This is a genomic window from Pseudomonas sp. 20P_3.2_Bac5 (assembly GCF_025466035.1).
In the GTDB taxonomy this organism is placed as follows: Bacteria; Pseudomonadota; Gammaproteobacteria; order Pseudomonadales; family Pseudomonadaceae; genus Aquipseudomonas.
This window is the reverse complement of sequence record NZ_JANLOA010000124.1, coordinates 37379-61195: the sequence shown is the minus strand read 5'-3', so window position 1 is coordinate 61195 and position 23817 is coordinate 37379. Positions and strand designations below refer to the sequence as shown.

Genomic DNA, 23817 nt, shown 5'->3' with positions numbered 1-23817 from the left:
CCGCTGCGATCTCTCGTCAGCGGGAGGCGAATTCTACAGCGTTACAACCTGCTGTCAACTGCCTTTTTTCACCGCTTTCGGTGGAGACCGAAACACTTCCTACGCCACCTGAAACTTCTAACTCGTTGAATCTCAAGGAGTTTTCCGTTTCGACTGCGCCGGAAGTGGGGCGAATTATAGACAGATAAAATGGGGCGTCAAGGGTTTACTTGAAATATGGGTCAACAAAGAAATATGCGCACTATATTGCTCATTTACCCCGCAGTTGAGCATCATAGGCCCATCGGCGTAACTACCGCCCTGCCCTCCTATATAAAGGAACACCCAACCGCAATGAACATCCAACCCCGCAGCCTGGCCGCCACGCTGTTTCCTGTCGGCGTGCTGCTTATTGCAATGGCGTCGATTCAGTCTGGAGCGTCGCTCGCCAAAAGCCTGTTCCCGCTGGTTGGCCCGGAGGGCACCACGACGCTGCGCTTGCTGATCGCGAGCGTGATCATGTTGCTTCTGCTGCGCCCCTGGCGTGCACGGCTTACCGCCAGCACGCTGAAGACTGTGGTGGTTTACGGCGCCGCTTTGGGTGGTATGAACCTTCTCTTCTATATGTCGCTGCAAACTGTTCCGCTGGGCATCGCGGTGGCGCTGGAGTTCACCGGCCCGCTGGCAGTCGCGCTGTATGCGTCCCGCCGCCCGGTGGACTTTCTCTGGATCGGCATGGCCATCGCCGGCCTGCTGTTGCTGGTCCCTATCGGTGCGACCAGTTCGGGAATCGATCCGAAAGGCGCGTGCTTCGCCCTGGGCGCGGGGGTTTGCTGGGCGCTGTATATCCTTTATGGACAGAAAGCCGGTGCCGAGAACGGCATCCAGACCGCCGCCCTTGGCGTGGTGATTGCCGCGATAGTCGTTGCCCCGATCGGCATCGTTCATGCCGGTACTGCGCTGTTGAACCCGGCACTGATCCCGGTAGCCCTCGGTGTCGCGATCCTTTCTACCGCCCTGCCCTACAGCCTGGAGATGGTCGCCCTCACGCGCCTGCCAGCACGCACGTTCGGCACGCTGATGAGTATCGAGCCGGCATTCGGCGCTCTTTCCGGGCTACTGTTCCTCAACGAAGTGTTGAGCCTCACCCAATGGCTGGCGATTGCCGCCATCATTACGGCCTCCGTCGGCGCCACGATGTCCATGCGCAAGGGCGCCCCACCGCTGGTTGCAGCCGACTGATTGAGAAATATTTTCATTTAAAGCGATATGAGTGATTGTGTCGGCCCGCCAACCCTGTTTAAGCTGTGGACGGTATCTAATATGTTGAACCTTTCAAATCGGAGCAGGGACGAATAAGCATCAGGACGATGCCAAGTACACAAACACGGGCACAGACCCGCGAATGCGTTAAGGACAGGAATGAAACGAATTTTGCTCATCCTCGCCATTCTGGCCGTTGCCGGTTGTGCTGCGACCGCCAAGGACGAAGTCAAGCGTGGCAAGAAAGGGCTGCACATCAACTGCTCTGGCCTGTCCTCCTCCTGGAACAAGTGCTATAGCAAAGCTGAAAGCTCTTGCGGCACCAAAGGCTACAAGGTCATCGCAAAATCCGGCGACGGCGATGAAGAGCCCGGCGACTACCCGTTCGGCATCAATCCAGCGGGCTACACAAGCCGCAGCATGATCGTCATCTGCAAATAAGAAAGGGCAACACGTGGGTTGCCCTTCTTTATTAATGCAACATTTTGCCGACCTAAGCGCTGATTGCCGCCGTTCTCTCCTGCAGCCACGCAAGCGCTGCACCGCTCAGCAATGGCTCGAGCCGACGCCGTACCTGTGCGTGATAGCCGTTCAGCCACTCGACATCCTCGCTACCGAGCCTTTCGATCAGCAGGCAACGTGTATCGATCGGGCACAGGGTCAAGGTTTCGAACTCAAGGAAGTCGCCGAACGCACTCTTTGCCGACTCGCGATTGAACACCAGGTTTTCGATCCGAACGCCCCACTGCCCCGGACGATAAGTGCCCGGTTCAATAGAGGTGATCATCCCCGTCTGCATGGCCGTCTGTGGCGCGGCGGCGGCCTGATAGGCAATCACCTGCGGCCCTTCATGGACATTCATGAAGTAGCCCACCCCATGACCGGTGCCATGGCCATAATCGACATGCTCTGCCCACAGTGGCGCCCGGGCGATGGCATCGAGTAGCGGCGACAGAATGCCCCGCGGAAACTTCACTCGCGACAACGCGATCATGCCCTTGAGCACCAGCGTGCAATCTTCTTTCTGTGCCTGACTAGGCGTCCCAATCGGCACCATACGGGTGATATCGGTGGTTCCGCCCAGATATTGCCCGCCGGAATCGATCAACAGCAGGCCATCGCCTTCGATCCGCGCGTGGGAGGCTTCCGTGGCCCGATAGTGCGGCATGGCCCCGTTGGCATTGAAGGCGGCGATGGTCGCGAAGCTGAGTGAAACGAAACCGGGACGCCGCGCCCTCTCGGCGCTCAGGCGTTCATCGACGGTTACTTCGGTAACCGTCTCGCGAGTCTGGGCGACCTCGAACCAAGAGAAGAACTCACACAGCGCCGCACCGTCCTGCTCCATGACCTGGCGGATGTGCGCAAGGTCCGCCTCGCTCTTGCGCGACTTGGCCAGGGTGGTCGGGTTGATGCCCTCCACCAGCCGCACGCCTTCATTAAGGTTCGCCAGCAGGCCACTGGTGACCTTGGCCGGATCGACCAACAGGCTGCTGCCCGCCGGAATCGCGGCGAGACTGGCGGAAATCGCAGGGTAATCCCGCACCTCTACGCCATCGGCAGCCAGAACCTTGCGCAGTTGAACATCGACCTTGCCTTCACCGACAAACAGCAGCGCGGCATCGCGACTGACCAGCGCAAAGGAGACAAAGACCGGGTTGTAGGAAACATCACTGCCACGCAGGTTGAACAACCAGGCAATGTCATCGACGGTGGCAATGAAATGCCAGTCCGCGCCGCGCTCTGCGAGACTCTGGCGCAGGGCGTGCAACTTCTCCACCCGACTGACCGTGGCCTGCGGCGGCAAATGCTCGTAGACCGGATTGGTTGGCAGCGCCGGACGATCATCCCAGACCTCTGTGAGCAGGTCCTTGTGCATCAACAGGCGGACATTGCGCGCCTTCAACCGATCACCCAATTGCCGGGCCGAGGCCAGGGCCATGACCGCGCCATCCACTGCCACCGTGCCATCGGCGGGCGCATTATCGGCCAGCCAATCCAACGGACCGGGGCGACCCGGCTGCAGCTTGACCAGTTCTATCCCGCTGCCGGCCAATTCCCGCTCGGCCTGCTCCCAATAACGACTGTCGGCCCAGAGGCCGGCAAAGTCCGCGGTCAGCACCAAGGTGCCGACCGAGCCGTGGAAGCCCGAGAGCCACCGGCGTGCCTGCCAGTAGCCCGGCAGGTATTCGGAAAGATGGGGGTCGGCGGAAGGCACGAACAACGCATCGACCCCTTCGTTGCGCATCACCTGACGCAGGCGCGCCACTCGTGTACTGATCGCATCCTGCGCTGTCGGCTGACTGTTCATGCTTACTCCTGTCACTACCACGGCCATTCATTCTGGCCGCTGATAATGGAGCAGGCATCAGCCTCGGGCAACACCCCAGAACGGCGCCGGACGCAGCGCAGCCCTTATCGCGCGGGCCGCCTGGTCGATATCCGCCTCGTGGGTGAAACGTCCGAGGCTCAGACGGATGGTCTGACTCGCCAGGTATTCGTCATGCCCCAGCGCCAGCAACACGTGGGAAGGCGCACTGCTACCGGAGTTACAGGCCGAGGTGGAGGAAAATGCCAGTGTTGCGCCGAGTGCGGAGAGGTCCAGCGAATCGCCGCTGAAGGTCAGACTGAGGGTGTGGGGAATGGCGTGTTGGGGGTTGCCGTTGAGCAGCAGACCGGAAATATCACGCAACTGTTCCAGCAGGCGATCACGCAAACATCGGATGCGCGCCACCTCCTCGTCCTGCACCTCGCCGGCCAGGGCGAACGCCGCACCCATCGCAGCGATCTGGTGCGTTGCGAGGGTGCCGGAGCGCAAGCCGCCTTCGTGACCGCCGCCGTGGATCTGTGCCTGCAACAGGGGTCGGGCGCGTTCGCCAACATACAGTGCACCGATGCCCTTGGGTCCGTAGACCTTGTGCGCAGAGAACGACACCACATCCAGCGGCCACTCGCTCAGATCGATTGCCACTTTGCCGGCCGCCTGCGCCGCATCCACATGCAACAGCGCGCCATGACGCCGAACGATTTCACCGATGGCGCGAACATCATTCAGCGTGCCCAGCTCATTGTTCACCAGCATCAGCGAGACCAGGAACGTGTCCGGACGCAAGGCCGCCAATACGGCGCGCGGGGTAATCAGCCCGTTCGTATCCGGGGTGAGGTAAGTCACCTCGAAGCCGGCGTCCTGCAACTGCCGGGCGGTGTCGAGCACGGCTTTGTGTTCGACCCGGCTGGTGATGATGTGCCCGCCGCTGCGGCCCTGGGCCAGGCCCTTCAGCGCGAGGTTGTTCGACTCTGTGGCGCCGGAGGTCCAGACCAGTTGATCGGCACGCGCGCCCACCAATGACGCAACCTGTTCCCGGGCCAGTTCAACGGCTTGCCGCGCCTGCTGGCCATAGCGGTGCGAACTGGACGCCGGGTTGCCGAAATTGCCGGCTGCGCCCAGGCACTTGACCATCACGTCAATGACTCGCTCGTCGACGGGCGTCGTGGCGGCATAGTCGAAATACAGCGGTAGATTTTCCATGGTTCAAGGCTCTCTGGCAGTTGTCGCCCAGGAACGCAGCGCGCTTCCCGAATCCTGATGCCATAGTGCCTCAAGCCAGCATAGAACCAATAATTATCAATTTTCATATTTATATAACTTTTAGTATAAAAGCCCGATTAGCGCTGAACTTCCGCTTGGTCGCGCGCTTCAGAACAGATATCCCTTGCTGCTGGAGCGCCTACCATGCCCCGCCGGACCGACCGCAAGCACGGCGTGTTGTTGCTCGATACCCGCGAGAGCACGCCCGACCACGAACGCGCTGTCCACCGCAAGCTGGCCGAACACCTCGCGGCGCTGCTGCACACCGAGGTGGTGGACACCGAGGCCGATGATAGCGGTGACTTCTACTACCTCCCCACCTCGACGCTGATCGAGCCTGCGCGCTATCGGGAACTGGGCATCACTTCGATCGCCGATTTCTTCGGCGGCATGGTCACTCATCCCTACATGGCGACCAAAGCCATCTCCCACCCCTTGCCCGCCAGCGCCACCTTTCCGCTGGGCTGGACCGACGACTTCGCCCGCCGCGCCAGTGATGCCCTGCTCAAGGGCTACACGGTGTTCAGCATCGATGATGCCCGGCGCGCCGCAGCGCTTTTGTTCCAGGACGGGCCGCTGCGGCTGAAGCCGGTGCGGGCTACCGCCGGTCGCGGCCAAACGGTGATCGAAAACCTCAACGCCCTGGAAGCCGAGCTGCAGCAAATGGATGAAGACGAATTGGCCCTCTGGGGCCTGGTGCTGGAGGAGAACCTTGAGCAGGTTGAAACATTCAGTGTCGGCCAGGCACTGGTAGCCGGTATCACCTGCAGCTACTACGGCGTGCAGAGCCTGACAAACGATCACCAAGGCGTTTCGGTTTACGGCGGCTCGGACCTGGTGCTGGTGCGCGGCGGCTACGACGAACTGCTGCAACTGGAGCTGGAAGATCCGTTGCGTCTGGCAATCACCCAGGCCCGAACCTACGAGCAGGCGGCCATGCAGGCCTTTCCCGGCTTTCTCGCGTCCCGGCGCAATTACGACGTAGCCCGCGGCTTGACACCCCACGGCAGCGTGCGCAGCGGCGTACTGGAGCAATCCTGGCGCATCGGCGGCGCCAGCAGCGCGGAGTTGCTGGCGCTGCGGGCATTTTCCGAGGACCCGGCCCTGCAACGCATCCGCGCCTCGACCCACGAGGTGTTCGACGAGGTGCAATTGCCCGCGGACGCGACGCTTTTCTACCAAGGGGACGACTCTGAAGTCGGACGCATCTGTAAATACGCGAGGATCCGCGCCTATGACCATCCATAGCGAAACCCTCGACATCCTTGTCGACGGCGAAAATATCGCCGGAACGCTGCTCAGCCCCAGCGCGAAAGTCCCGGGCATCCTTTTCGTCCACGGCTGGGGCGGTAGCCAACAACGCGACCTGGCCCGGGCCAAGCACATCACCGGCCTGGGTTGCGTGTGCATGACCTTCGACCTGCGCGGCCATGAGAAAACCGAAAGCCAGCGCCGCAGCGTCACCCGCGAGCAAAATTTCGCCGATGTGCTGGCGGCCTACGACAAGCTGGTCGGCCACCCGGCGGTGGACACCAGTTCCATCGCGGTGATCGGCAGCAGCTACGGCGGCTACCTGGCCACCCTGCTCACTCGCCAGCGTCCGGTGAAATGGCTGGCACTGCGAGTGCCGGCGCTGTATTGGGACGACGAGTGGAGCGCGCCCAAACAGGGCCTCGACCGCCAGCGCCTGTCGCAATACCGCCTGATGACCCTCGGCCCCGGCGACAACCGGGCGCTGGCGGCTTGCGCCGAATTCTCCGGCGACGTCCTGTTGGTGGAGTCGGAGCAGGACGACTATGTGCCCCACAGCACCTTGATGAGCTATCGCTCGGCCTTCGTCTGCGCCCATTCGCTGACCCACCGGATCGTCGATGGCGCCGATCACGCGTTGTCCAGTGACCGCAGCCAGAAAGCCTACAGCGCCCTGCTCACCGCCTGGATCAGCGAGATGGTGATCGGCGCCCGGCTCGATCGCTATCCGCACCATTCACCCTGGTACTCATAGCGTCTGGTGCGGCGCCACCTGGCAGTGCAGCCCGCCCTCGGCGGTGCGTGCCAGGCTGCTGAGGGTCTGGAAGGCGGAAAAATTCACGCCCCGGGCCAGGTGCTCGCGCAGCAGGTCGAGGAAAGGTTCCTGGTCGAAACTGCCAATGGCCGCCTCCCAGTCGGAGCGCGACTGCCATTGCAGGTATTGCAGCACCCGGCTGCCGTCGTCGCTGGCCTGCACGCTGATTCCCAGCAGCCCGGCATGTTCGAACGCGAGCCGCTCGCTGCGTGCCGCCAGGGCGTGGGCCAGGGCGTGCTGGTGCAACGGGGCCACTTCGAATTCGATCAGTTGGGTGAAACAGAGGCTGTTTGCTACCGCCATCATGAAAAATCTCTCCGTTGTCGGGTTGGCCGGATCAGCGAGTAACGCGTTGAGCTTGGGGGCGGCCTTTCGCGAGCAAGCTCGCTCCTACAGGTCTCCCGCCTAAACAATGCACGGCAGGTATGCACTTGTGGTGCATGGCCCGGCACGGTAAAACCTCCAGTTAGCTCAAGGTCAAGAGAATCTTTTTATGCAAGACAAAAGCCTGAGCGTCGGCCAACTGGCCACGCGCAGCGGCGTCGCGGTCACCGCGCTGCACTTCTACGAGAGTAAGGGGCTGATTTTCAGTACCCGCAACGCCGGCAACCAACGGCGCTTTCCACGGGAAACCCTGCGCCGGGTCGCGGTGATCAAGATGGCGCAGCGCCTCGGCCTGCCGCTCTCAAGCATCCACACCGCGCTGCAGAGCCTGCCCAGCCATCGCGCGCCCAGCGCCGCGGACTGGCGGCGCCTGTCAGCACAATGGCGGGACGACCTGACCGAGCGAATAGACAAACTGATGCTGCTGCGCGATCAGCTCGACGGCTGTATCGGCTGTGGCTGCATGTCGATGCAGAGTTGCCCCCTGCGCAACCACCATGACCAGTTGGCCGAGCAGGGCCCCGGCCCGCACTTGCCGGAGCCCGCCGAGGAACACTGAGGTCAGGCCTGGCCGGTCACCTGTTTACGGTACTCGCCAGGCGCCAGGCCGGTGACTTTGTGGAAGACCTTGCGGAACGCGCCGGGGTCTTGGTAGCCGACACCCCAGGCGATCTGGTCGATGCTGCGGCGGGTGAATTCGAGCATCCGGCAGGCGCGTCCGACCCGCACCTGCTGGCAGTACTCAGTGGGTTTGAGCCCGGTGGCGCCGCGAAAACGCCGGAGAAAGGTGCGCTCTTCAAGGCCCGCGCATTCGGCCATGACCGCGACGCTGACGTCCCGCGCGCCGGTGCTCTGCAACCAGTGCTGAACCTTCAACACCGCTTCGTCGCCGTGGTCCAGGCGAGGACTGAAGGTGCTGCCCGCGGGCTTGAGCTGGACCGGCTGCACCGCCAGGAAACGCGCGGTTTCGCTCGCAAGGGTATGGCCCAGGAAGCGCTCCACCAGGTTCAGACCGACTTCGGTCCAGGCCATCAGTCCGGCGCTGGTGATCACATCGCCGTCGTCCAGCAGCGGCAGGTTGGCCTCCACTTTGACCTGGGGAAAACGCTCGGCCAGCGACTGGGCGAAGGTCCAGTGGGTGGACGCCGAACGACCATCGAGCACGCCACTGGCGGCAATGAAAAACACCCCGACGCAGACCGATGCCAGCAATGCGCCGTCGGCGTGCCATTCGCGCAACTGCCCGCGATAGCGCTCCAGCACTTCGCTGGACAACTCGGAGCCCAGGCTCGGCGGCACGATCATCACCCGCGGCTGGTGGCGTGGCTGCGGCTGGCTGTCGAAGGTCACGCTCAGCGCGCCATCCACGTCCTGCCAGTGACAGACCCGCAGCGGCGCCTGTTGGCGCACACCAAGATCGGCGGCCAGGCGATTGGCCACGCTGAACAGGTCGGTCATGCCATACACCGCGGCCATCTGCGCCCCCGGGTACATCAAGATGCCGATCTCGGTTGCGTCGCCCACACAGGTCATTGTCAGTTTTTCCCGTCAAATTGTCGGTCGCGCCAATCTTCAACAGCGCCGCGCAAGCCTATAACTATCCGCCACACCATCACCATCCTCCTGAGGAAGCAGCATGAGCAAGCACGCCCTGATCATCATCGACATCCAGAACGATTATTTCCCCGGCGGTAAATGGACCCTGGCCGGCGCCGACGCGGCCGCCGACAACGCCGCCAAGGCGCTGGCCGCAGCCCGTGAGCGCGGCGACTTCGTAGTGCATGTACGGCATGAATTCGAATCCGCTGATGCGCCATTCTTCACGCCCGGTTCGGAAGGGGCGCGGATTCATTCGAAAGTGGCTGCCCGCGACGGCGAGGCCGTGGTGCTCAAGCACAAGGTCAACGCCTTCCTCGACACGCCACTGCTGAGCCTGCTGGAGGCGCAGCACATCACCGACCTGACGGTGGTCGGCAGCATGAGCCATGTCTGCATCGATGCCGCGACCCGCGCCGCCGCGGACCTCGGCTACAGCGTCAGCGTGCTGCACGACGCCTGCGCCACCCTCGACGTGGAGTTCAACGGCGTGAACGTTCCGGCCGCCCAGGTGCATGCGGCGTACATGGCTGCGCTGGCGTTCGGCTACGCCAAAGTGATTTCCACCGAAGAATGGCTCGCGGCCTGAATCAGATCACCACGTTGCGCACGAAACGAGTCGCCACCTCGCCGTCGTTGCGGTAGCAGTGGTTACGGTTGCTGGCGTAGCTGAGGAACTCGCCGGCAACCAGTTGGTGCTGCTGGTTATCGATCAGCAGCGTCAGACAGCCTTCGAAGACGAAAACCTGCTCGCTGAAGCCTTCAGGGTCGGCGCTGGTGGTGTACACCTCGCCCGGTTCCAGGCGCCACTCCCACAGTTCCACCTCGCGGCGGGCGGGGGTGCTGGCCAGCAGCACCGCCTTGCTGCCGGGGTGCTCGCCGGCCCAGGCCAGCTCGTTGATACGGCTGGAGTCGCGGTTGTCCGCAGCTTTGATCAGGTCGCTGAAGGCCACGCCCAGCGCTTCGGCGATCAGGTCGAGGGTCGACAGGCTGACATTTTTCTCTCCCGCCTCGATGGCCACCAGCATGCGTCGGCTGACACCGGAGTTCTGCGCCAGGGCGCTCTGGCTCAGACCCGCGTCGTGACGCAGGCGGCGCACGTTCTGACTGACGTGCTGCAAGACCGAAGCGCGTGAATTGGAATCTTTGTCCACGTGGGTGCTCACTCGAAAGGGTTTGCGCAGTATACTGCCCAACTTTGCCGCGCATTGTGCGTCGCCCCCTCTTCTGTGTGCAAGGTCATGACTACCAATACCCCCTCGCGTGCGTCCTTCACTTTCCGCCTCAGCAAGGCGGAACTGGTGCTGGTGTTCATCACCATGCTCTGGGGCGGCACCTTCCTGATCGTGCACAACGTCATGACTGTCAGCGGTCCGATGTTCTTCGTCGGCCTGCGCTTCGCCGCCGCCGCGTTGTTCGTCGGCATCTTCTGCGCCCGCTCGCTGCCCGGCCTCACCCTGCTGGAATTGAAAGCCGGGGTGCTGATCGGCGTGTCGATCATGCTCGGCTATGGCCTGCAGACCGTCGGCCTGCAAACCATCAGCAGCAGCCAGTCAGCCTTCATTACCGCGCTCTACGTGCCCTTCGTGCCGCTGTTGCAGTGGCTGGTGCTGGGGCGCCGCCCCGGCTTGATGCCAAGCCTGGGCATCGGCCTGGCCTTTGCCGGCCTGATGCTGCTGGCCGGCCCCAGCGGCGGCGCGGTGCAATTCAGCCCTGGGGAAATCGCCACACTGGTCAGCGCCGTGGCCATCGCCGCGGAGATCATTCTGATCAGCAACTATGCCGGCAAGGTGGATGTGCGCCGGGTCACCGTGGTGCAACTGGCCACTGCCTCGGCGCTGGCCTTCATGATGGTGGTGCCGACCCAGGAACGCCTGCCGGACTTCTCCTGGCTGCTGCTGACCAGCGCCATCGGCCTTGGCGCCATGAGCGCGGTGATCCAGGTGGCAATGAACTGGGCGCAGAAGTCGGTTTCGCCAACCCGCGCTACGCTGATCTACGCAGGTGAACCGGTCTGGGCCGGGATTGTCGGACGTATTGCCGGTGATCGCCTGCCAGGCCTGGCCTTGCTCGGCGGATTGCTGATCGTGATCGCCGTGGTGGTGAGCGAACTGAAGATCAAACGCCGGGAAGAAAAGCCGGCTGAATGCGCCGCGGATGAGAAGGAAGCCGACCCGGGTCTCTAGCCAACCGGGTGCTTGTCCTGCGGAAACTGTTATAAGAAAAAAGATTTTTCTTACAATTCTTGTAAGGTTCTGCGACAGCTTCATGGTTGGTGATCCCATGGCTGTTCCGTATGATCCCTTACAAATTTCCGCAGATTAGATATCTATGTCCTTGATAGTTCTGCTGCTTCTGCCATTTGTTGGGAGCTGTCTGGCAGGTGTCCTGCCGCACAACGCGCGTAACGCCGAATCCATGCTCGCCGGCATCGTTGCCCTGGTGGGCACGGTGCAGGTTGCCATGCTCTATCCGCAGATCGCCGATGGCGGGGTGATCCGCGAAGAAATCCTCTGGCTGCCGAGCATGGGCCTGAACGTGGTCCTGCGTATGGACGGCTTCGCCTGGCTGTTCTCGCTGCTGGTGTTGGGCATTGGCACCCTGGTGTCGCTGTATGCGCGTTACTACATGTCACCGCAAGACCCGGTGCCACGCTTCTTCGCCTTCTTCCTGGCATTCATGGGCGCCATGCTCGGCCTGGTGATGTCCGGCAACCTGATCCAGATCGTGTTTTTCTGGGAACTGACCAGCCTGTTCTCCTTCCTGCTGATCGGCTACTGGCACCACCGCGCCGACGCTCGCCGCGGCGCCTACATGGCGCTGATGGTCACCGGGGCGGGTGGTTTATGCCTGCTGGCGGGGGTGATCCTGCTCGGCCATGTCGTCGGCAGCTACGACCTGGACAGGGTGCTGGCGTCCGGTGACGCCATCCGCAACCACGCCCTGTACCCGGTCCTGCTGCCACTGATCCTGCTCGGCGCACTGACCAAGAGTGCGCAATTCCCCTTCCACTTCTGGCTGCCCCACGCAATGGCGGCGCCCACCCCGGTTTCGGCTTATCTGCACTCGGCGACCATGGTCAAGGCCGGGGTCTTCCTGCTGGCGCGGCTGTGGCCGGTGCTGTCCGGTACCGATGAATGGTTCTGGATCGTCGGCGGCGCCGGCGCCTGCACCCTGTTGCTGGGCGCCTATGCGGCGATGTTCCAGAACGACCTCAAGGGCCTGCTGGCCTATTCCACCATCAGCCACCTCGGTCTGATCACCTTGCTCCTGGGCCTCAACAGCCCGCTGGCGGCAGTGGCGGCGGTGTTCCACATTCTCAACCACGCCACCTTCAAGGCGTCGCTGTTCATGGCGGCGGGCATCATCGACCACGAAAGTGGCACCCGCGACATCCGCAAGCTCAGCGGCCTGTTCCGGCTGATCCCGTTCACCGCCACCCTGGCCATGGTGGCCAGCGCATCCATGGCCGGCGTGCCGTTGATGAACGGCTTCCTGTCCAAGGAAATGTTCTTCGCCGAAACCGTGTTCATCACCTCCACCGCCTGGGTCGAGATGGCCCTGCCGGTGATCGCTACCTTGGCCGGGACGTTCAGCGTCGCCTACGCCCTGCGCTTCACCGTTGACGTGTTCTTCGGCCCGACCGCCACTGACCTGCCGCACACCCCGCACGAACCGCCACGCTGGATGCGCGCACCGGTGGAACTGCTGGTGCTGACCTGCCTGGTGGTGGGGATCTTCCCCGCGCAGTCGGTCGGCCCGCTGCTGGCCGCCGCCGCGTTGCCGGTGGTTGGCGGCACGCTCCCCGAGTACAGCCTGGCGGTCTGGCACGGCTGGAATGCGCCGCTGATCATGAGCCTGATCGCCATGTGCGGCGGCATCCTGCTGTACCTGGCGCTGCGAACCCAGTTCCAGCACGGGCGCTTCCGCCATCCACCGTTCATCGAGCGTTTCAACGGCAAGCGCCTGTTCGAGAAAGGCCAGGTGCTGCTGATGCGCACGGCTCGCTGGGTCGAACGCGTCCTCACCACCCGCCGCCTGCAGAAGCAACTGTTCATGCTGGTGACGGCCGCGCTGCTGGCCGGCATGCTGCCGCTGCTGCACCACGGCCTGAGCTGGGGCCACCGGCCGAAGATCCCGGGCTCCGGGGTGTTCGTGATGCTCTGGCTGATCGCCATCGCGTGCGCCATCGGCGCCGCCTGGCAAGCCAAGTACCACCGTCTGGCGGCATTGATCATGGTCAGCGTCTGCGGCCTGATGACCTGCATCACCTTCGTCTGGTTCTCCGCGCCGGACCTGGCCCTGACCCAGCTGGTGGTGGAAGTGGTCACCACCGTGCTGATCCTGCTGGGCCTGCGCTGGCTGCCGCGGCGGATCGAAGGTGTCTCGCCCGCGGCCGGCTCGCAGGAACGGGCGCGCCTGCGTCGTCTGCGCGACCTGGTGCTGGCGGTGCTGGTGGGCGGCGGCATGGCGCTGCTGTCCTACGCGATGCTGACCCGGCCGACGCCCAACTTCATCTCGTCCTTCTACCTCAGCCGCGCCCTGCCGGAAGGCGGCGGGACCAACGTGGTCAACGTCATGCTGGTGGACTTCCGCGGCTTCGATACCCTCGGCGAGATCACCGTGCTGGTGGCCGTGGCGCTGGCGGTGTTTGCTCTGCTGCGGCGCTTCCGTCCGCCACGTGAAAGCATCCAGTTGCCCGCCCAGCAGCGCTCGCTGGCGCCGGACGTGGTCACCGACCTGGTCAACCCCCGCAACGCCACCGACACCGCGCTGGGCTTCATGATGGTCCCGGCGGTGCTGGTACGCCTGCTGCTGCCGATGGCGCTGCTGGTGTCGATGTACCTGTTCATGCGCGGCCACAACCAGCCGGGCGGTGGCTTCGTCGCCGGTCTCGTGATGTCGGTGGCGTTCATCCTCCAGTACATGGTGGCCGGCACCCAATGGGTCGAGGCGCAGATGAGCCTGCGGCCGCTGCGCTGGATGGGCACCGGGCTGCTCTGCGCGACCCTCACCGGGGTCGGCGCGTTGTTGTTCGGCTACCCGTTCCTGACCACGCACACCGCGCACCTGCACCTGCCGGTGCTGGGTGACCTGCACGTGGCCAGCGCGCTGTTCTTCGATATCGGGGTGTTCACTGTGGTGGTCGGCTCGACGCTGCTGATCCTCACCGCCCTCGCCCACCAGTCGGTGCGAGCCCACCGCCCGAGCCAGCCCAAACCCACCGCTCAAGGAGCCGCCGCCTGATGGAAGAAGTCATCGCAATAGCCATCGGTGTGCTCGCCGCGTCGGGTGTCTGGCTGATCCTGCGGCCGCGGACCTACCAGGTGATCATGGGCCTGTGCCTGCTGTCCTACGGCGTCAACCTGTTCATCTTCAGCATGGGCAGCCTGTTCATCGGCAAGGAGCCGATCATCAAGGACGGCGTCCCGCAGGACCTGCTCAACTACACCGACCCGCTGCCGCAGGCGCTGGTGCTGACGGCGATCGTCATCAGCTTCGCCATGACCGCACTGTTCCTCGTGGTGCTGCTGGCGTCCCGCGGCTTTACCGGCACTGACCATGTCGATGGACGGGAGCCCAAGGAATGAGTGGGATGCAACAACTGATTGTCGCCCCGATCCTGCTGCCGCTGCTGACCGCGGCGCTGATGCTGCTGCTCGGCGAAAAGCGCCGGCCGCTCAAGGCCCGGATCAACCTGCTGTCCACCCTCACCGGGTTGTGCATCGCCATCGCCCTGCTGCTGTGGGTTCGCGACCAGGGCCAGGCGACGTCCATCGGCGTTTACCTGCCAGGCAACTGGGCCGCGCCATTCGGCATCGTGCTGGTGCTCGACCGCCTCTCCGCGCTGATGCTGGTGCTGACCGGCATAGTCGGCATCAGCGCCCTGCTCTTCGCCCTGGCCCGCTGGGACCGGGCCGGCGCCAGCTTCCACGCGTTATTCCAGATCCAGTTGATGGGCCTGTACGGCGCCTTCCTGACCGGCGACCTGTTCAACCTGTTCGTGTTCTTCGAGGTGTTGCTGGCCGCGTCCTACGGTTTGCTGCTGCATGGTTCGGGGCGCTCGCGGGTCAAGGCCGGTCTGCATTACATCGCCATCAACCTGTTCGCTTCGTCGCTGTTCCTGATTGGCGCGGCGATGCTCTATGGCGTCACCGGCACCCTGAACATGGCCGACCTGGCGATGAAAATCCCGTTGGTGCCGGAAGCCGACCGCGGCCTGCTGCACGCCGGCGCGGCGATCCTCGCGATCGCCTTCCTGGCCAAGGCCGGAATCTGGCCGCTGAATTTCTGGTTGGTGCCGGCCTACTCCTCGGCCAGCGCGCCGGTGGCCGCGCTGTTCGCGATCATGACCAAGGTCGGCATCTACACCCTGCTGCGCCTGTGGACCCTGCTGTTCTCCGGGCAAGCCGGCGCCTCGGCGTTCTTCGGTGGCGAGTGGCTGGTGTACGGCGGCCTGGCGACCCTGGCCTGCGCCGCGCTGTCGATCCTCGCCGCGCAACGCCTGGAGCGCCTGGCCAGCCTGAGCATTCTGGTGTCAGCCGGCACCCTGGTGGCGGCCATCGGCTTCGGCCAGACCGCGGTGACCTCCGCCGCGCTGTTCTACCTGGTCAGCTCGACCCTGGCGCTGTGCGCGCTGTTCCTTCTGGCGGAACTGATCGAACGCTCGCGCTCGGCCAACGAGATCCCCGAGGACGAAGAAGAAGACGCGATGCCCTCGCCGCTGGAATCGCTGCAGCCGCCCAAGGGCATCAACCTCGACGACGAACAGAAAGCCGTGGTCGGCCAGGTCATCCCGTGGACCATGGCGTTCCTCGGCTTCAGCTTTATCGCCTGCGCCCTGCTGGTGATCGGCATGCCGCCGCTGTCGGGTTTCGTCGGCAAGTTCAGCCTGATCACCGCGCTGTTCAACCCGCTGGGCCTGGGTATCGAGCCGGAGCAGCCGGTGCCGGTCACCGGTTGGGTGCTGGTGGCGTTGCTGGTGTTGTCTGGAATGGCTTCGCTGATTGCCCTGGTGCGGGTCGGCATCCAGCGCTTCTGGACGCCGCAGGAGCGCCCCTCGCCGCTGCTGCGCCTGTATGAATGCGTGCCCATCGTCGCCTTGCTGAGCCTGTGCGTGGTGCTCAGCCTGTGGGCCGAGCCGCTGATGCGCTACGCCCAGGACACCGCCGCCAGCCTGAGTGACCCCAGCGTCTACATCGAAGCCGTGCTGGGCACCCAGCCAATCCCCGGCCCTACCACCTTGAACAGCGTCGGGCAGGTGCAACCATGAAAAAACTCTTCCCCGCGCCGCTGCTGTCGCTCTCGCTGGCCGTCCTCTGGCTGGTGCTCAACCTCTCGGTAAGCCCCGGCAACCTGCTGCTGGCGATCCTGCTCGGCATCGTCGCGCCGCAACTGATGGCGCCGCTGCGCCCGCTGCAAGCACGCATCCGCCATCCGGGCACCATCCTGCGCCTGATCCTGCGGGTCGGCGCGGATGTGGTGGTGTCCAACCTGCAGGTGTTTCGCAGTGTCTGGCAAGCCAGGCGCCGGCCGCCGCGCTCGCAGTTCGTGCACATTCCGCTGGACCTGCGCGACGCCCACGGCCTGGCCGCGCTGTCGATGATCACCACGGTGATTCCCGGCACGGTGTGGTCGGAACTGGCGCTCAACCGCAGCATCCTGTTGTTGCACGTCTTCGACCTGGACGATGAGGCGAGCTTCATCGAACACTTCAAGACCACGTATGAACGTCCGCTGATGGAGATCTTCGAATGACTGGCCTGCTTGCCAACGCCATCATCGCCAGCCTGTTCATCTTCGCCATTGCCATGGCGCTGACCCTGGTCCGCGTGTTTCGCGGGCCCTCGGCCCAGGACCGGGTACTGGCGCTGGACTACCTGTACATGCTGGGGATGCTGACGATGCTGGTGCTGGGTATCCGCTACGGCAGCGATACCTACTTCGAGGGGGCGCTGCTGATTGCCCTGTTCGGCTTTGTCGGCTCGTTCGCCCTGGCCAAGTTCCTGTTGCGTGGCGAGGTGATCGAATGACCGCTCCGGTATTGCCGTTCTGGCTGGAAGTAGTGACCGCCGCGCTGATCCTGACCAGCGCCCTGTTCGCCCTGACCGGTGCCATCGGGCTGTTGCGCCTGAAGGACTTTTTCCAGCGCATGCATCCGCCGGCGCTGGCCTCGACCCTGGGCGCCTGGTGCGTGTCGCTGGCGTCGATCCTGTATTTCTCGGGGCTCAAGGAAACGCCGGTGCTGCATGCCTGGCTGATCCCGATCCTGCTGTCGATCACCGTGCCGGTGACCACCCTGCTGCTGGCCCGCACCGCGCTGTTTCGCAAGCGCATGGCCGGCGAGGACGTACCTGATGAAGTCAGCGGCAGCCCCGAAAAGGATTATTGAGGCGACTGCTCGCTCAGGCGTTGCAGCTCGCGCCTGACCATGGCCGCGTACTCCGCCGGCTCAAGCTGGTAAAGCTGCCCGGCGACCCAGCTCAGCCACTGCTCTTTCAACTCATCGCGGCGCGCCAGCCACTGGCGTGCCTGCGCTTCGGCGCGCGGTTGATGGCTGGCGTGGAATTCACGCCGTCCGCTCACTCGCTGGCCTTGAAGGTCAGCTCGCCCTTGCGCCACTTGGCGGCTTTGGCGGTGGCTGCCTTGAGCACCTTCGACAGACCTTCTTCAATGCGCTCGTTAGCGGCGAACACCATCACCACGCCCTTGCCCTCGCGAAAGACGATGCCGTTGCCTTCCGGCACGCTGACAAAGGCGTACTCGCCCAGGCCATAGATGGTCAGCTTGATTTCACGGAAACGGATTTCGAACTTGCCGCCCTCACGGCTCGGCAGCACGGCAGCGCGGAAGTGGTCGCCGACTTTCAGCTCCAGGCGCTGCTTGTCGTCCACCACCAGCGACTCTTCGGTGTCGATCTCGGCCATGTAAAGGCCTTCGGGGCTCTGCTCGGTGACATAGACGTAACGCGACTGGAACAGCTTGACCAGTTTGCCGCGAAGGTCGCCCAGCACGAACAGGGCATGCATATCGAGATTGCTGACTGCCAATGAAAACTCCTCAAAAACCGGTATCACACAGGCGCACGGGTAAAAGACTCCCACGGGTACGCCGTTCTTCAATTCGAAGTCGGAAAGACTAGTGATTTGGAACAAAAAAGTAGCGGCTTTTTGGCGTTTCGCACTGCGGGAAAACGCACTATTCCATGCCAGCTATTGCCCGGCGACGAACTAACCAGGGAATTTTCCTCTGGACCGGAACACACTTTCTGACAGCCACTAAGGAAAAAAATGCGGTGACTGTAAGAACAGGGAAGGGAATATGCCCGAAAACACGGAAATCCGTCGAGGCTTTTTGAGCGACAAGCAACACGCGACAAGCCACAAGAGAACGCCTCGTGCGCCGAGGCTTCCTCTTGTGGCTTGTCGCTTGAAGCTTGTCGCGGTTAAGGCATCTTCTCCGGCCGGTAGCCCAGCCGCAGTCCACCCCAATGGCGGCCATCGACCTTGATCGGCACCGACAGGTCGTGCATCAGCTCGCCGGTATCGCGGGTGTAGGTCTGCAACAGCACTCGTTGCTGATGGCTGCCGCAGCGAATGCCGGTGCGGTCATCAAACTTGCGTTTACTGCGGTTATGCGCGGTGTCCGTGGCTTCGTCGCCGGTCAGCGGCTGGTTGAAGGCGTTGTTGTGGGTCGGCACATAGCCCTGCTGCGTACAGGCGATGGCATAGATCAGGCCTTCGTGCTCGCGCAGCAGCGGTTCCTGGATGCCTGGCAGCATCTGATCGGTGTAGTGATCGAAGCGGGTGCGGTAACGCGCCGGGCGGGTGCCGGGCAGCATCTGGTACTGGCGGTCGAACAGATCGTCGTGGGTGATGCGGCCTTCGCGGATATCTGCCTCGAAGCGCTCGCCAATCTGCTGCGCGCCACGCAGGGCGAGGTCGAACACCCGCTGGTGGTACTCGTCCAGGCCCACCTCGGCCAGGCGCTCGCTGATGCTTTCGGCCTGCCCTTCCATCTGCACCGCCGCCTGGGCCAGGCGCTGGGTTTGCTGGTCGCTGGCGGCCAGGTCGCTGCGCATCTGCTCGACAGCCTGGAACAGGCTGTCCAGTTGGGTGCGGGTCGATTCGGTGCCGCCGGCGATCTCGGTGATCTGGTCTTCGACGCCCGCCGCCAGCCCGGCGATGGAGTCCAGTTGCTCACCGGTGTGTTCGACCTGGCCGACGCCGCTGTGCAGGTCGTCGGAGAGCTGGCGAATCTGCTCCACCACCTGGGCGGTGCGCTGCTGGATCTCGGCGACCATCAGACCGACTTCCTCGGTGGCCGTGGCGGTGCGTCCGGCGAGGCCGCGTACTTCGTCGGCGACCACGGCGAAACCGCGGCCATGCTCACCGGCACGGGCAGCTTCGATTGCGGCATTGAGCGCCAGCAGGTTGGTCTGGCTGGCGATGGCCTGGATCACCAGAGTGACGCGGGCGATGTCTTCGCTGCGCTGGTGCAGCGCCTCGATCAACTCACGGCTCTGGTTGGCCCGGGCGCTGAGTTGGTGCATCAACTGGATCGACTCGGCCAGCACGGTACGGCCGGCGGCGCTGCTCTCGTGAGCCTGTTGCGCGGCGACCAGCGCCTCGCGGCTGAGCTTGGAGGTGACTTTCTCGGTGCCGATCATGACTTCGGCGCTGCTGACAATGCGCGCCGCCGAGGCCAGTTGCGATTGCAGTTTCTCGGACAGTTGCTTGACCGAATAGGCCACGCCGGCGGCGGACAGGGCGTTGTGGCTGGTGCTCTGGGCGAGGTCGCGGGTCAGCTCGGCGAGCGGATCGCTCACCGCAACCGGCGCCGGGCGCGGGCGGCTGCGCAGGTGTGGCAGCCACAGGGCCAACAAGGCCAGCGGCAGGCAGAACCAGAATGAAATACCGGCAAAGGCCATGGCCGCCAGCACCACCACCAATACCAGGCTTTGCAGCAACGTGCCGGACCAGCCGCGCGCCACCTTCGTTGACGGGTCTGGTTGTGCCAGGCTGGCTGGCAGAGATCCTTCTCGCATCATGACTCTGGCTCCGCTTGTTATTGTGGAGTCATTAAACGCCACTACAACGCCATTAGCCATGCTTCCTTGGGCGTAAGCCGACCCGGCCTTGATGCAGGACAATTTCTGTTCTGAGGGGCGAAGTCTGTTGTGGGAGCTCACAGCGCAGGGCCCCCAAACAAAAACCCCGGACACATGGCCCGGGGTTTCAGTTAACAACAGCGCGGAATCAGACCTGACGCTGGTGCTTGTCCAGTTGCTCGTGGCGCTCCTGCGCCTCGATGCAGTACTTGGTGGTAGGGCTGATCAACAGCCGCTTGAGGCCAATCGGCTCACCGCTGTCATCGCACCAGCCGAAGCTATCGTCGGCGATGCGGCCCAGGGCCATTTCCAGTTGTGGCAGCAGACGCTGATCACGCTCGATGGCGTTGACCAGCCAGTGGCGCTCTTCTTCGACCGAGGCGGCATCGGCAGGATCGGCAGGCGAGTCCAGGCTTTCGATGGTTACACGGCTTTGCTCGATGCGCTCGTGGGTCTCCACCTTCATCGTCTGCAGCAGCTCGGTGAAGAACGCCTGTTGCTCGGCGTTCATGTAGTCATCGGCCGGCATGGCCAGCAACTTTTCCTTTGTCATTGATTTCTCTAATAAAAAATTACGTGCATTTAGACGAATCAGGTGCCGTGGTGGTCGTGCCACCGCAGCGGAATTCTTCAAGCACCAATTGGTACTCAATTTACAGGGGGCGGCAGTCTAAGGCCGAGCCTCGTGACGGGCAACAGAAATGACTGTGGTTTTGTCCGAAAAGCCCCCGCCCCGGACAACTCTGGCGCCGGGGGCAGCGTTTATAGCAAATAACCCGTCGCCGCGTGAAGCACGGCAGTGCCCGCTTATCCGAGCAATTGGCTTAAAACCGCACGCAACTTGCCGGGTTTCACCGGTTTATTGAGCAAGGGCGCGCCCAGTCGCTGCATCGCCCGGCGGCTCTGATCACTGCGATCAGCGGTGATCATCACCGCCGGAATCGCCGTGCCGAAGTATTTGCGCAGGTCACGAACGACTTCACATCCGGTAACACCATGATCGAGGTGGAAGTCTGCCAGCACCAGCTCTGGCGCCCTGCCCTCCAGCACCTGCAAGGCCGCTTCGCGGTCGGTGGCGGTCAGCACTTCGCAACCCCATTGGCCGAGCAACGCGGCCATGCTTTGCAGGATGCTGGTCTCGTTGTCCAGCACCAGCAGGCGCCGACCCGGCAGCGGATCGCCGAGGGCCGGCAGCGGCGCGCTGGGTGCGACCACCGGACGCGGGGCTTCGCTGGATAGCGGCACGTCGATGCTGAACACCGATCCGCGCCCCGGCCAGGAACGCACCCGCACCTGGCATTCGAGGATCCGCGCAATGCGGTCGACGATCGCCAGCCCCAGACCGACGCCTTTGCGGTCGGCGGCGCGGCCGACATCCAGTTGGTTGAATTCGAGGAAGATCGAGTCCAGGCGATCGGCGGCGATGCCGCGGCCGGTGTCCCAGACTTCCAGGCGCAGCACCTGCCCGCGCCGCCGTGCGCCGAGCAGGATGCGCCCCTCTCCGGTGTAGCGGCAGGCATTGCTGACGAAGTTGCGCAGGATCCGCGTCAGCAGACGGATGTCGGTGCGGATCAGCCACCCGCCGCTGCGCACCCGCAGGCTCAGCCCCGCGGCTTCCGCCGCCGGCTGGAACTCCGAGGCCAGCGGCACCAGCAGCTCATCCAGGTGATAAAGGTCAAGGTCCGGCTTGATCGCCGCCTGGTCGAGGCGGGAAATGTCCAGCAGGTCGGTGAGCAGGTCTTCGGCGCCTTCCAAGGCCTGGTGCGCACGTTCCACCAGCAATTGCTCGGCGTCCGGCAAGCGCCGCTCGCGCAAGGTCGAGATCAGCAGCCGCGCGGCATTGAGCGGTTGCAGCAGGTCGTGGCTGGCGGCGGCGAGGTACTTGTCCTTGCTGCGGTTGGCGGCCTGGGCAGCGTCGCGGGCTTCCATCAGTTGGTTGGTGCGTTCGGCGACGCGCTGTTCCAGTTCGTCGTTGAGCTGCTGCAAACGGGCGTGGTGCTGCTTGCGCTCGGTGATGTCGGCGACGAAGCCTTCGACCACGCCCTCCTCGTCCGGCCGCAGCAACAGGTTCATCAGCACGTCGATGCTGCTGCCGTCCTTGCGCTGCAACTGGGTTTCGTAGCCCAGCAGCGCCCGCTCGCGCTGCAGTTCCTGGGCGATGGCCATGAGTTCTTCCTGGCCGCCGACGAACAGGTGCCCGGCGAGGTCCGTGCGCGCCAGCAGCAATTGCTGCGGATCGGCATAGCCGAGCATCCGCGCCATCGCCGGGTTGGCCGCGCGCAGGCCGTCTTCGAGGCTGGCCTGGAAAATCCCGTGCACGGCGTGCTCGAACAGCCAGGTGTAGCGGTTGCGCTCGGTCTCCAGCTCGTCGAGGCGCGCGGCCAGTTCCGGGTAGTGACTCTTGCGAACGGTGTGGTTGCTCAGGCCCAGCAGCCCGGCGAGGGCCTCGTCGCGAGGTTCAGAGGGCCTCGCCATAGACCACCTCGACATCACGCTGGCTTGAGGTTCGGGGGTTGGTGAGGATGCACGGGTCGTCCATCGCATGTTGCGACAGGAACGGAATATCGCTGCCGTTGACCCCGTGCAAACCGAGGGTTTCATGGAAGCCCACGGCGTGCTTGAAGGCGATCAGGTGTTCGACCAGACGCGTGCGGATCTGGTTGTGGTTGAGCCCGCGGCAGTCGATGCCCAGGGTCTCGGCGATCAGCTTGAAACGGTCCGGCGCGGCGCTGTAGTTGAACGCCACCACATGCTCCACCAGCACCGCGTTGCACAGCCCGTGCGGCAGGTCGAGGAAGCCGCCGAGGCTGTGGGACATCGCGTGCACCGCGCCGAGGATCGCGTTGGAGAACGCCAGCCCGGCCTGCATGCTGCCGAGCATGATCGACTCGCGCAGCTTGATGTCGCTGGGGGTGGCGATCATCTGCACCAGGTTGCCGTTGATCAGGCGCATGGCTTCCAGCGCGTGGGTGTCGGTCAGCGGTCCGTGGCCGGTGGAAACGAAGGCTTCGATGGCGTGCACCAGCGCGTCGATGCCGGTACAGGCCGAGAGGAACGGGTCCATGCTCAGGGTCGTTTCCGGGTCGATCAACGACACGTCCGGCACCACCGCCTTGCTGACGATGGAGAACTTCATGCGTTCTTGCTGGTTGGAGATGATCACGAACTGCGAGACGTCCGCCGAGGTCCCGGCGGTGGTCGGAATCAGGATCAGCGGCGGGCTCGGCACGCGGATGGTGTCGACCCCTTCGAATTCGAGAATGTGCCGGCCGTGGGCGACCACGATGCCGATGCCTTTGGCGCAGTCCATCGGGCTGCCGCCGCCGACGGCGACGATCACGTCGCACTGTTCGCTGCGGTAGCGTTCGGCGCCGTTCATCACTTCTTCGATGCGCGGGTTGGGCGAGACGTCGCTGTAGAGGGTGTAGTCGATGCCCTGGCCCTGCAGGCTGGCTTCGATATCGGCGACCCAGCCGGCGGCGATCACGCCAGGGTCGCTGACCAGCAGGACCTTGCGTGCACCGAAGGTGCGGGCGTAGTTGGCGACGTGGTGGCGGCAGCCGGCGCCAAAGATGATTTCGGGGGAGACGAACTTACGCAACTGGCTCAGGTTCGGGCTCATGCAACGCCTTCTTGTTCTTTTTGGGATTGCGCCAGCCTAAAGCAAAGATGGGGGAATGCAATGCGATCATCGGAGCAGCTGCGTCGGCCGCTGGAGTACCGGCCGACGCAAGAGGGATCAACGGTTGGCGAAGTACATCGTCACTTCAAAACCAATACGCAGATCAGTGAACGCTGGCTTTTTCCACATAGGTCCATCCTCTTCTCGCACCA

At 63.8% G+C, this 23817-nt stretch carries 25 protein-coding genes and 1 pseudogene; 14 read left to right on the top strand and 12 right to left on the bottom strand.

All coding sequences use genetic code 11. The features are described from left to right. The 3 genes and pseudogenes from NTD88_RS22835 to NTD88_RS22825 form a co-directional block, all read left to right on the top strand. Positions 1 to 188 (top strand): annotated as a pseudogene (locus NTD88_RS22835) (hypothetical protein); the annotation flags it as partial. A gap of 145 nt (positions 189 to 333) precedes the next feature. Further along, complete coding sequence (gene rhtA / locus NTD88_RS22830; RefSeq protein ID WP_262127943.1) at positions 334 to 1221, top strand: threonine/homoserine exporter RhtA; 888 nt, start codon at positions 334 to 336, stop codon at positions 1219 to 1221. 180 nt (positions 1222 to 1401) lie between these two features. After that, the gene (locus NTD88_RS22825; protein ID WP_110972607.1) at positions 1402 to 1683 is read left to right on the top strand and encodes a hypothetical protein; all 282 of its coding nucleotides are present in this window, start codon (positions 1402 to 1404) and stop codon (positions 1681 to 1683) included. A 52-nt stretch (positions 1684 to 1735) separates the two neighbouring features. Here the strand turns inward: NTD88_RS22825 and NTD88_RS22820 are convergent, their stop codons facing one another. Both NTD88_RS22820 and NTD88_RS22815 read right to left on the bottom strand, forming a co-directional pair. After that, positions 1736 to 3550 (bottom strand): aminopeptidase P family protein, encoded by a 1815-nt coding sequence (locus NTD88_RS22820; protein WP_262155020.1) that lies wholly within the window; start codon positions 3548 to 3550, stop codon positions 1736 to 1738. A gap of 57 nt (positions 3551 to 3607) precedes the next feature. Beyond that, complete coding sequence (locus NTD88_RS22815) at positions 3608 to 4768, bottom strand: cysteine desulfurase family protein (protein ID WP_262155021.1); 1161 nt, start codon at positions 4766 to 4768, stop codon at positions 3608 to 3610. Positions 4769 to 4972: 204 nt separating this feature from the next. Between NTD88_RS22815 and NTD88_RS22810 the strand changes: the two genes are divergently transcribed. Together NTD88_RS22810 and NTD88_RS22805 are read left to right on the top strand one after the other, a co-directional pair. After that, entirely contained in the window at positions 4973 to 6076 is a 1104-nt protein-coding gene (locus NTD88_RS22810) for a DUF3182 family protein (RefSeq protein WP_262127893.1), read from the top strand. After that, positions 6063 to 6833 (top strand): alpha/beta hydrolase family protein, encoded by a 771-nt coding sequence (locus NTD88_RS22805; RefSeq protein ID WP_095157567.1) that lies wholly within the window; start codon positions 6063 to 6065, stop codon positions 6831 to 6833. The genes NTD88_RS22810 and NTD88_RS22805 overlap by 14 nt, the downstream gene beginning before the upstream one ends. Here NTD88_RS22805 and NTD88_RS22800 read toward each other — a convergent pair. Then, the gene (locus NTD88_RS22800) at positions 6828 to 7199 is read right to left on the bottom strand and encodes an antibiotic biosynthesis monooxygenase (RefSeq protein WP_262127894.1); all 372 of its coding nucleotides are present in this window, start codon (positions 7197 to 7199) and stop codon (positions 6828 to 6830) included. The genes NTD88_RS22805 and NTD88_RS22800 overlap by 6 nt on opposite strands. 187 nt (positions 7200 to 7386) lie before the next feature. Between NTD88_RS22800 and soxR the strand changes: the two genes are divergently transcribed. Beyond that, positions 7387 to 7836: a redox-sensitive transcriptional activator SoxR gene (gene soxR / locus NTD88_RS22795; protein WP_095157571.1), complete on the top strand. Its 450-nt coding sequence runs from the start codon at positions 7387 to 7389 to the stop codon at positions 7834 to 7836. Between the two features lie 2 nt (positions 7837 to 7838). On the opposite strand, the gene NTD88_RS22790 is transcribed toward soxR, so the two are convergent. Then, positions 7839 to 8810, bottom strand: a complete 972-nt coding sequence (locus tag NTD88_RS22790) for a GlxA family transcriptional regulator (protein WP_262127895.1) — start codon at positions 8808 to 8810, stop codon at positions 7839 to 7841. 103 nt (positions 8811 to 8913) lie between these two features. Between NTD88_RS22790 and NTD88_RS22785 the strand changes: the two genes are divergently transcribed. After that, positions 8914 to 9462 (top strand): cysteine hydrolase family protein, encoded by a 549-nt coding sequence (locus NTD88_RS22785; RefSeq protein WP_262155022.1) that lies wholly within the window; start codon positions 8914 to 8916, stop codon positions 9460 to 9462. Between the two features lies 1 nt (position 9463). Here NTD88_RS22785 and NTD88_RS22780 read toward each other — a convergent pair whose 3' ends face one another. Then, positions 9464 to 10027, bottom strand: coding sequence for a helix-turn-helix domain-containing protein (locus tag NTD88_RS22780; protein ID WP_262155023.1), 564 nt, complete (start codon positions 10025 to 10027; stop codon positions 9464 to 9466). 87 nt (positions 10028 to 10114) lie between these two features. Here NTD88_RS22780 and NTD88_RS22775 point away from each other — a divergent pair, with 87 nt between their 5' ends. The 7 genes from NTD88_RS22775 to NTD88_RS22745 all read left to right on the top strand — a co-directional run bounded on the left by NTD88_RS22775 (position 10115) and on the right by NTD88_RS22745 (position 17265). Beyond that, entirely contained in the window at positions 10115 to 11059 is a 945-nt protein-coding gene (locus tag NTD88_RS22775) for a DMT family transporter (RefSeq protein WP_262155024.1), read from the top strand. A gap of 145 nt (positions 11060 to 11204) precedes the next feature. Beyond that, positions 11205 to 14120, top strand: coding sequence for a monovalent cation/H+ antiporter subunit A (locus tag NTD88_RS22770; protein ID WP_262155025.1), 2916 nt, complete (start codon positions 11205 to 11207; stop codon positions 14118 to 14120). Beyond that, positions 14120 to 14464 (top strand): Na+/H+ antiporter subunit C, encoded by a 345-nt coding sequence (locus NTD88_RS22765; protein ID WP_009394682.1) that lies wholly within the window; start codon positions 14120 to 14122, stop codon positions 14462 to 14464. Before NTD88_RS22770 ends, NTD88_RS22765 begins: the two co-directional genes overlap by 1 nt. Further along, positions 14461 to 16146, top strand: coding sequence for a monovalent cation/H+ antiporter subunit D (locus tag NTD88_RS22760; protein WP_262155027.1), 1686 nt, complete (start codon positions 14461 to 14463; stop codon positions 16144 to 16146). Before NTD88_RS22765 ends, NTD88_RS22760 begins: the two co-directional genes overlap by 4 nt. Then, on the top strand, positions 16143 to 16631 hold the full coding sequence (locus NTD88_RS22755; RefSeq protein WP_262155028.1) for a Na+/H+ antiporter subunit E: 489 nt from the start codon (positions 16143 to 16145) through the stop codon (positions 16629 to 16631). Before NTD88_RS22760 ends, NTD88_RS22755 begins: the two co-directional genes overlap by 4 nt. After that, positions 16628 to 16906, top strand: coding sequence for a K+/H+ antiporter subunit F (locus NTD88_RS22750; protein WP_095157587.1), 279 nt, complete (start codon positions 16628 to 16630; stop codon positions 16904 to 16906). Before NTD88_RS22755 ends, NTD88_RS22750 begins: the two co-directional genes overlap by 4 nt. After that, entirely contained in the window at positions 16903 to 17265 is a 363-nt protein-coding gene (locus NTD88_RS22745; RefSeq protein WP_095157589.1) for a Na+/H+ antiporter subunit G, read from the top strand. Before NTD88_RS22750 ends, NTD88_RS22745 begins: the two co-directional genes overlap by 4 nt. Here the strand turns inward: NTD88_RS22745 and NTD88_RS22740 are convergent. The 7 genes from NTD88_RS22740 to pqqA form a co-directional block, all read right to left on the bottom strand. Then, positions 17259 to 17459 (bottom strand): hypothetical protein, encoded by a 201-nt coding sequence (locus NTD88_RS22740; protein ID WP_262155029.1) that lies wholly within the window; start codon positions 17457 to 17459, stop codon positions 17259 to 17261. The genes NTD88_RS22745 and NTD88_RS22740 overlap by 7 nt on opposite strands. Next, positions 17456 to 17923: a hypothetical protein gene (locus NTD88_RS22735; protein WP_095157593.1), complete on the bottom strand. Its 468-nt coding sequence runs from the start codon at positions 17921 to 17923 to the stop codon at positions 17456 to 17458. The genes NTD88_RS22740 and NTD88_RS22735 overlap by 4 nt, the downstream gene beginning before the upstream one ends. Positions 17924 to 18318: 395 nt before the next feature. Beyond that, positions 18319 to 19542 (bottom strand): methyl-accepting chemotaxis protein, encoded by a 1224-nt coding sequence (locus NTD88_RS22730; RefSeq protein ID WP_410017306.1) that lies wholly within the window; start codon positions 19540 to 19542, stop codon positions 18319 to 18321. A 589-nt stretch (positions 19543 to 20131) separates the two neighbouring features. Continuing rightward, on the bottom strand, positions 20132 to 20536 hold the full coding sequence (locus tag NTD88_RS22725) for a TraR/DksA family transcriptional regulator (protein ID WP_095157597.1): 405 nt from the start codon (positions 20534 to 20536) through the stop codon (positions 20132 to 20134). Positions 20537 to 20790: 254 nt separating this feature from the next. Continuing rightward, a complete protein-coding gene (locus NTD88_RS22720) occupies positions 20791 to 22458 on the bottom strand; it encodes a NahK/ErcS family hybrid sensor histidine kinase/response regulator (RefSeq protein WP_262155031.1) in 1668 nt (555 codons plus the stop codon). Further along, on the bottom strand, positions 22442 to 23605 hold the full coding sequence (ercA, locus tag NTD88_RS22715) for an alcohol dehydrogenase-like regulatory protein ErcA (RefSeq protein WP_262127904.1): 1164 nt from the start codon (positions 23603 to 23605) through the stop codon (positions 22442 to 22444). Before ercA ends, NTD88_RS22720 begins: the two co-directional genes overlap by 17 nt. Positions 23606 to 23722: 117 nt before the next feature. Beyond that, positions 23723 to 23794: a pyrroloquinoline quinone precursor peptide PqqA gene (gene pqqA, locus NTD88_RS22710; protein WP_009394664.1), complete on the bottom strand. Its 72-nt coding sequence runs from the start codon at positions 23792 to 23794 to the stop codon at positions 23723 to 23725. Positions 23795 to 23817: the final 23 nt, after the last annotated feature.

What these genes read in the sequence shown, in the direction of transcription:
- rhtA (WP_262127943.1), top strand. Translation starts at nt 334, where the DNA reads ATGAACATCCAACCCCGCAGCCTGGCCGCCACGCTGTTTCCTGTCGGC.
- NTD88_RS22825 (WP_110972607.1), top strand. Translation starts at nt 1,402, where the DNA reads ATGAAACGAATTTTGCTCATCCTCGCCATTCTGGCCGTTGCCGGTTGT.
- NTD88_RS22820 (WP_262155020.1), bottom strand. Translation starts at nt 3,550, where the DNA reads ATGAACAGTCAGCCGACAGCGCAGGATGCGATCAGTACACGAGTGGCG.
- NTD88_RS22815 (WP_262155021.1), bottom strand. Translation starts at nt 4,768, where the DNA reads ATGGAAAATCTACCGCTGTATTTCGACTATGCCGCCACGACGCCCGTC.
- NTD88_RS22810 (WP_262127893.1), top strand. Translation starts at nt 4,973, where the DNA reads ATGCCCCGCCGGACCGACCGCAAGCACGGCGTGTTGTTGCTCGATACC.
- NTD88_RS22805 (WP_095157567.1), top strand. Translation starts at nt 6,063, where the DNA reads ATGACCATCCATAGCGAAACCCTCGACATCCTTGTCGACGGCGAAAAT.
- NTD88_RS22800 (WP_262127894.1), bottom strand. Translation starts at nt 7,199, where the DNA reads ATGATGGCGGTAGCAAACAGCCTCTGTTTCACCCAACTGATCGAATTC.
- soxR (WP_095157571.1), top strand. Translation starts at nt 7,387, where the DNA reads ATGCAAGACAAAAGCCTGAGCGTCGGCCAACTGGCCACGCGCAGCGGC.
- NTD88_RS22790 (WP_262127895.1), bottom strand. Translation starts at nt 8,810, where the DNA reads ATGACCTGTGTGGGCGACGCAACCGAGATCGGCATCTTGATGTACCCG.
- NTD88_RS22785 (WP_262155022.1), top strand. Translation starts at nt 8,914, where the DNA reads ATGAGCAAGCACGCCCTGATCATCATCGACATCCAGAACGATTATTTC.
- NTD88_RS22775 (WP_262155024.1), top strand. Translation starts at nt 10,115, where the DNA reads ATGACTACCAATACCCCCTCGCGTGCGTCCTTCACTTTCCGCCTCAGC.
- NTD88_RS22770 (WP_262155025.1), top strand. Translation starts at nt 11,205, where the DNA reads ATGTCCTTGATAGTTCTGCTGCTTCTGCCATTTGTTGGGAGCTGTCTG.
- NTD88_RS22765 (WP_009394682.1), top strand. Translation starts at nt 14,120, where the DNA reads ATGGAAGAAGTCATCGCAATAGCCATCGGTGTGCTCGCCGCGTCGGGT.
- NTD88_RS22760 (WP_262155027.1), top strand. Translation starts at nt 14,461, where the DNA reads ATGAGTGGGATGCAACAACTGATTGTCGCCCCGATCCTGCTGCCGCTG.
- NTD88_RS22755 (WP_262155028.1), top strand. Translation starts at nt 16,143, where the DNA reads ATGAAAAAACTCTTCCCCGCGCCGCTGCTGTCGCTCTCGCTGGCCGTC.
- NTD88_RS22750 (WP_095157587.1), top strand. Translation starts at nt 16,628, where the DNA reads ATGACTGGCCTGCTTGCCAACGCCATCATCGCCAGCCTGTTCATCTTC.
- NTD88_RS22745 (WP_095157589.1), top strand. Translation starts at nt 16,903, where the DNA reads ATGACCGCTCCGGTATTGCCGTTCTGGCTGGAAGTAGTGACCGCCGCG.
- NTD88_RS22730 (WP_410017306.1), bottom strand. Translation starts at nt 19,542, where the DNA reads ATGATCGGCACCGAGAAAGTCACCTCCAAGCTCAGCCGCGAGGCGCTG.
- NTD88_RS22725 (WP_095157597.1), bottom strand. Translation starts at nt 20,536, where the DNA reads ATGACAAAGGAAAAGTTGCTGGCCATGCCGGCCGATGACTACATGAAC.
- NTD88_RS22720 (WP_262155031.1), bottom strand. Translation starts at nt 22,458, where the DNA reads ATGGCGAGGCCCTCTGAACCTCGCGACGAGGCCCTCGCCGGGCTGCTG.
- ercA (WP_262127904.1), bottom strand. Translation starts at nt 23,605, where the DNA reads ATGAGCCCGAACCTGAGCCAGTTGCGTAAGTTCGTCTCCCCCGAAATC.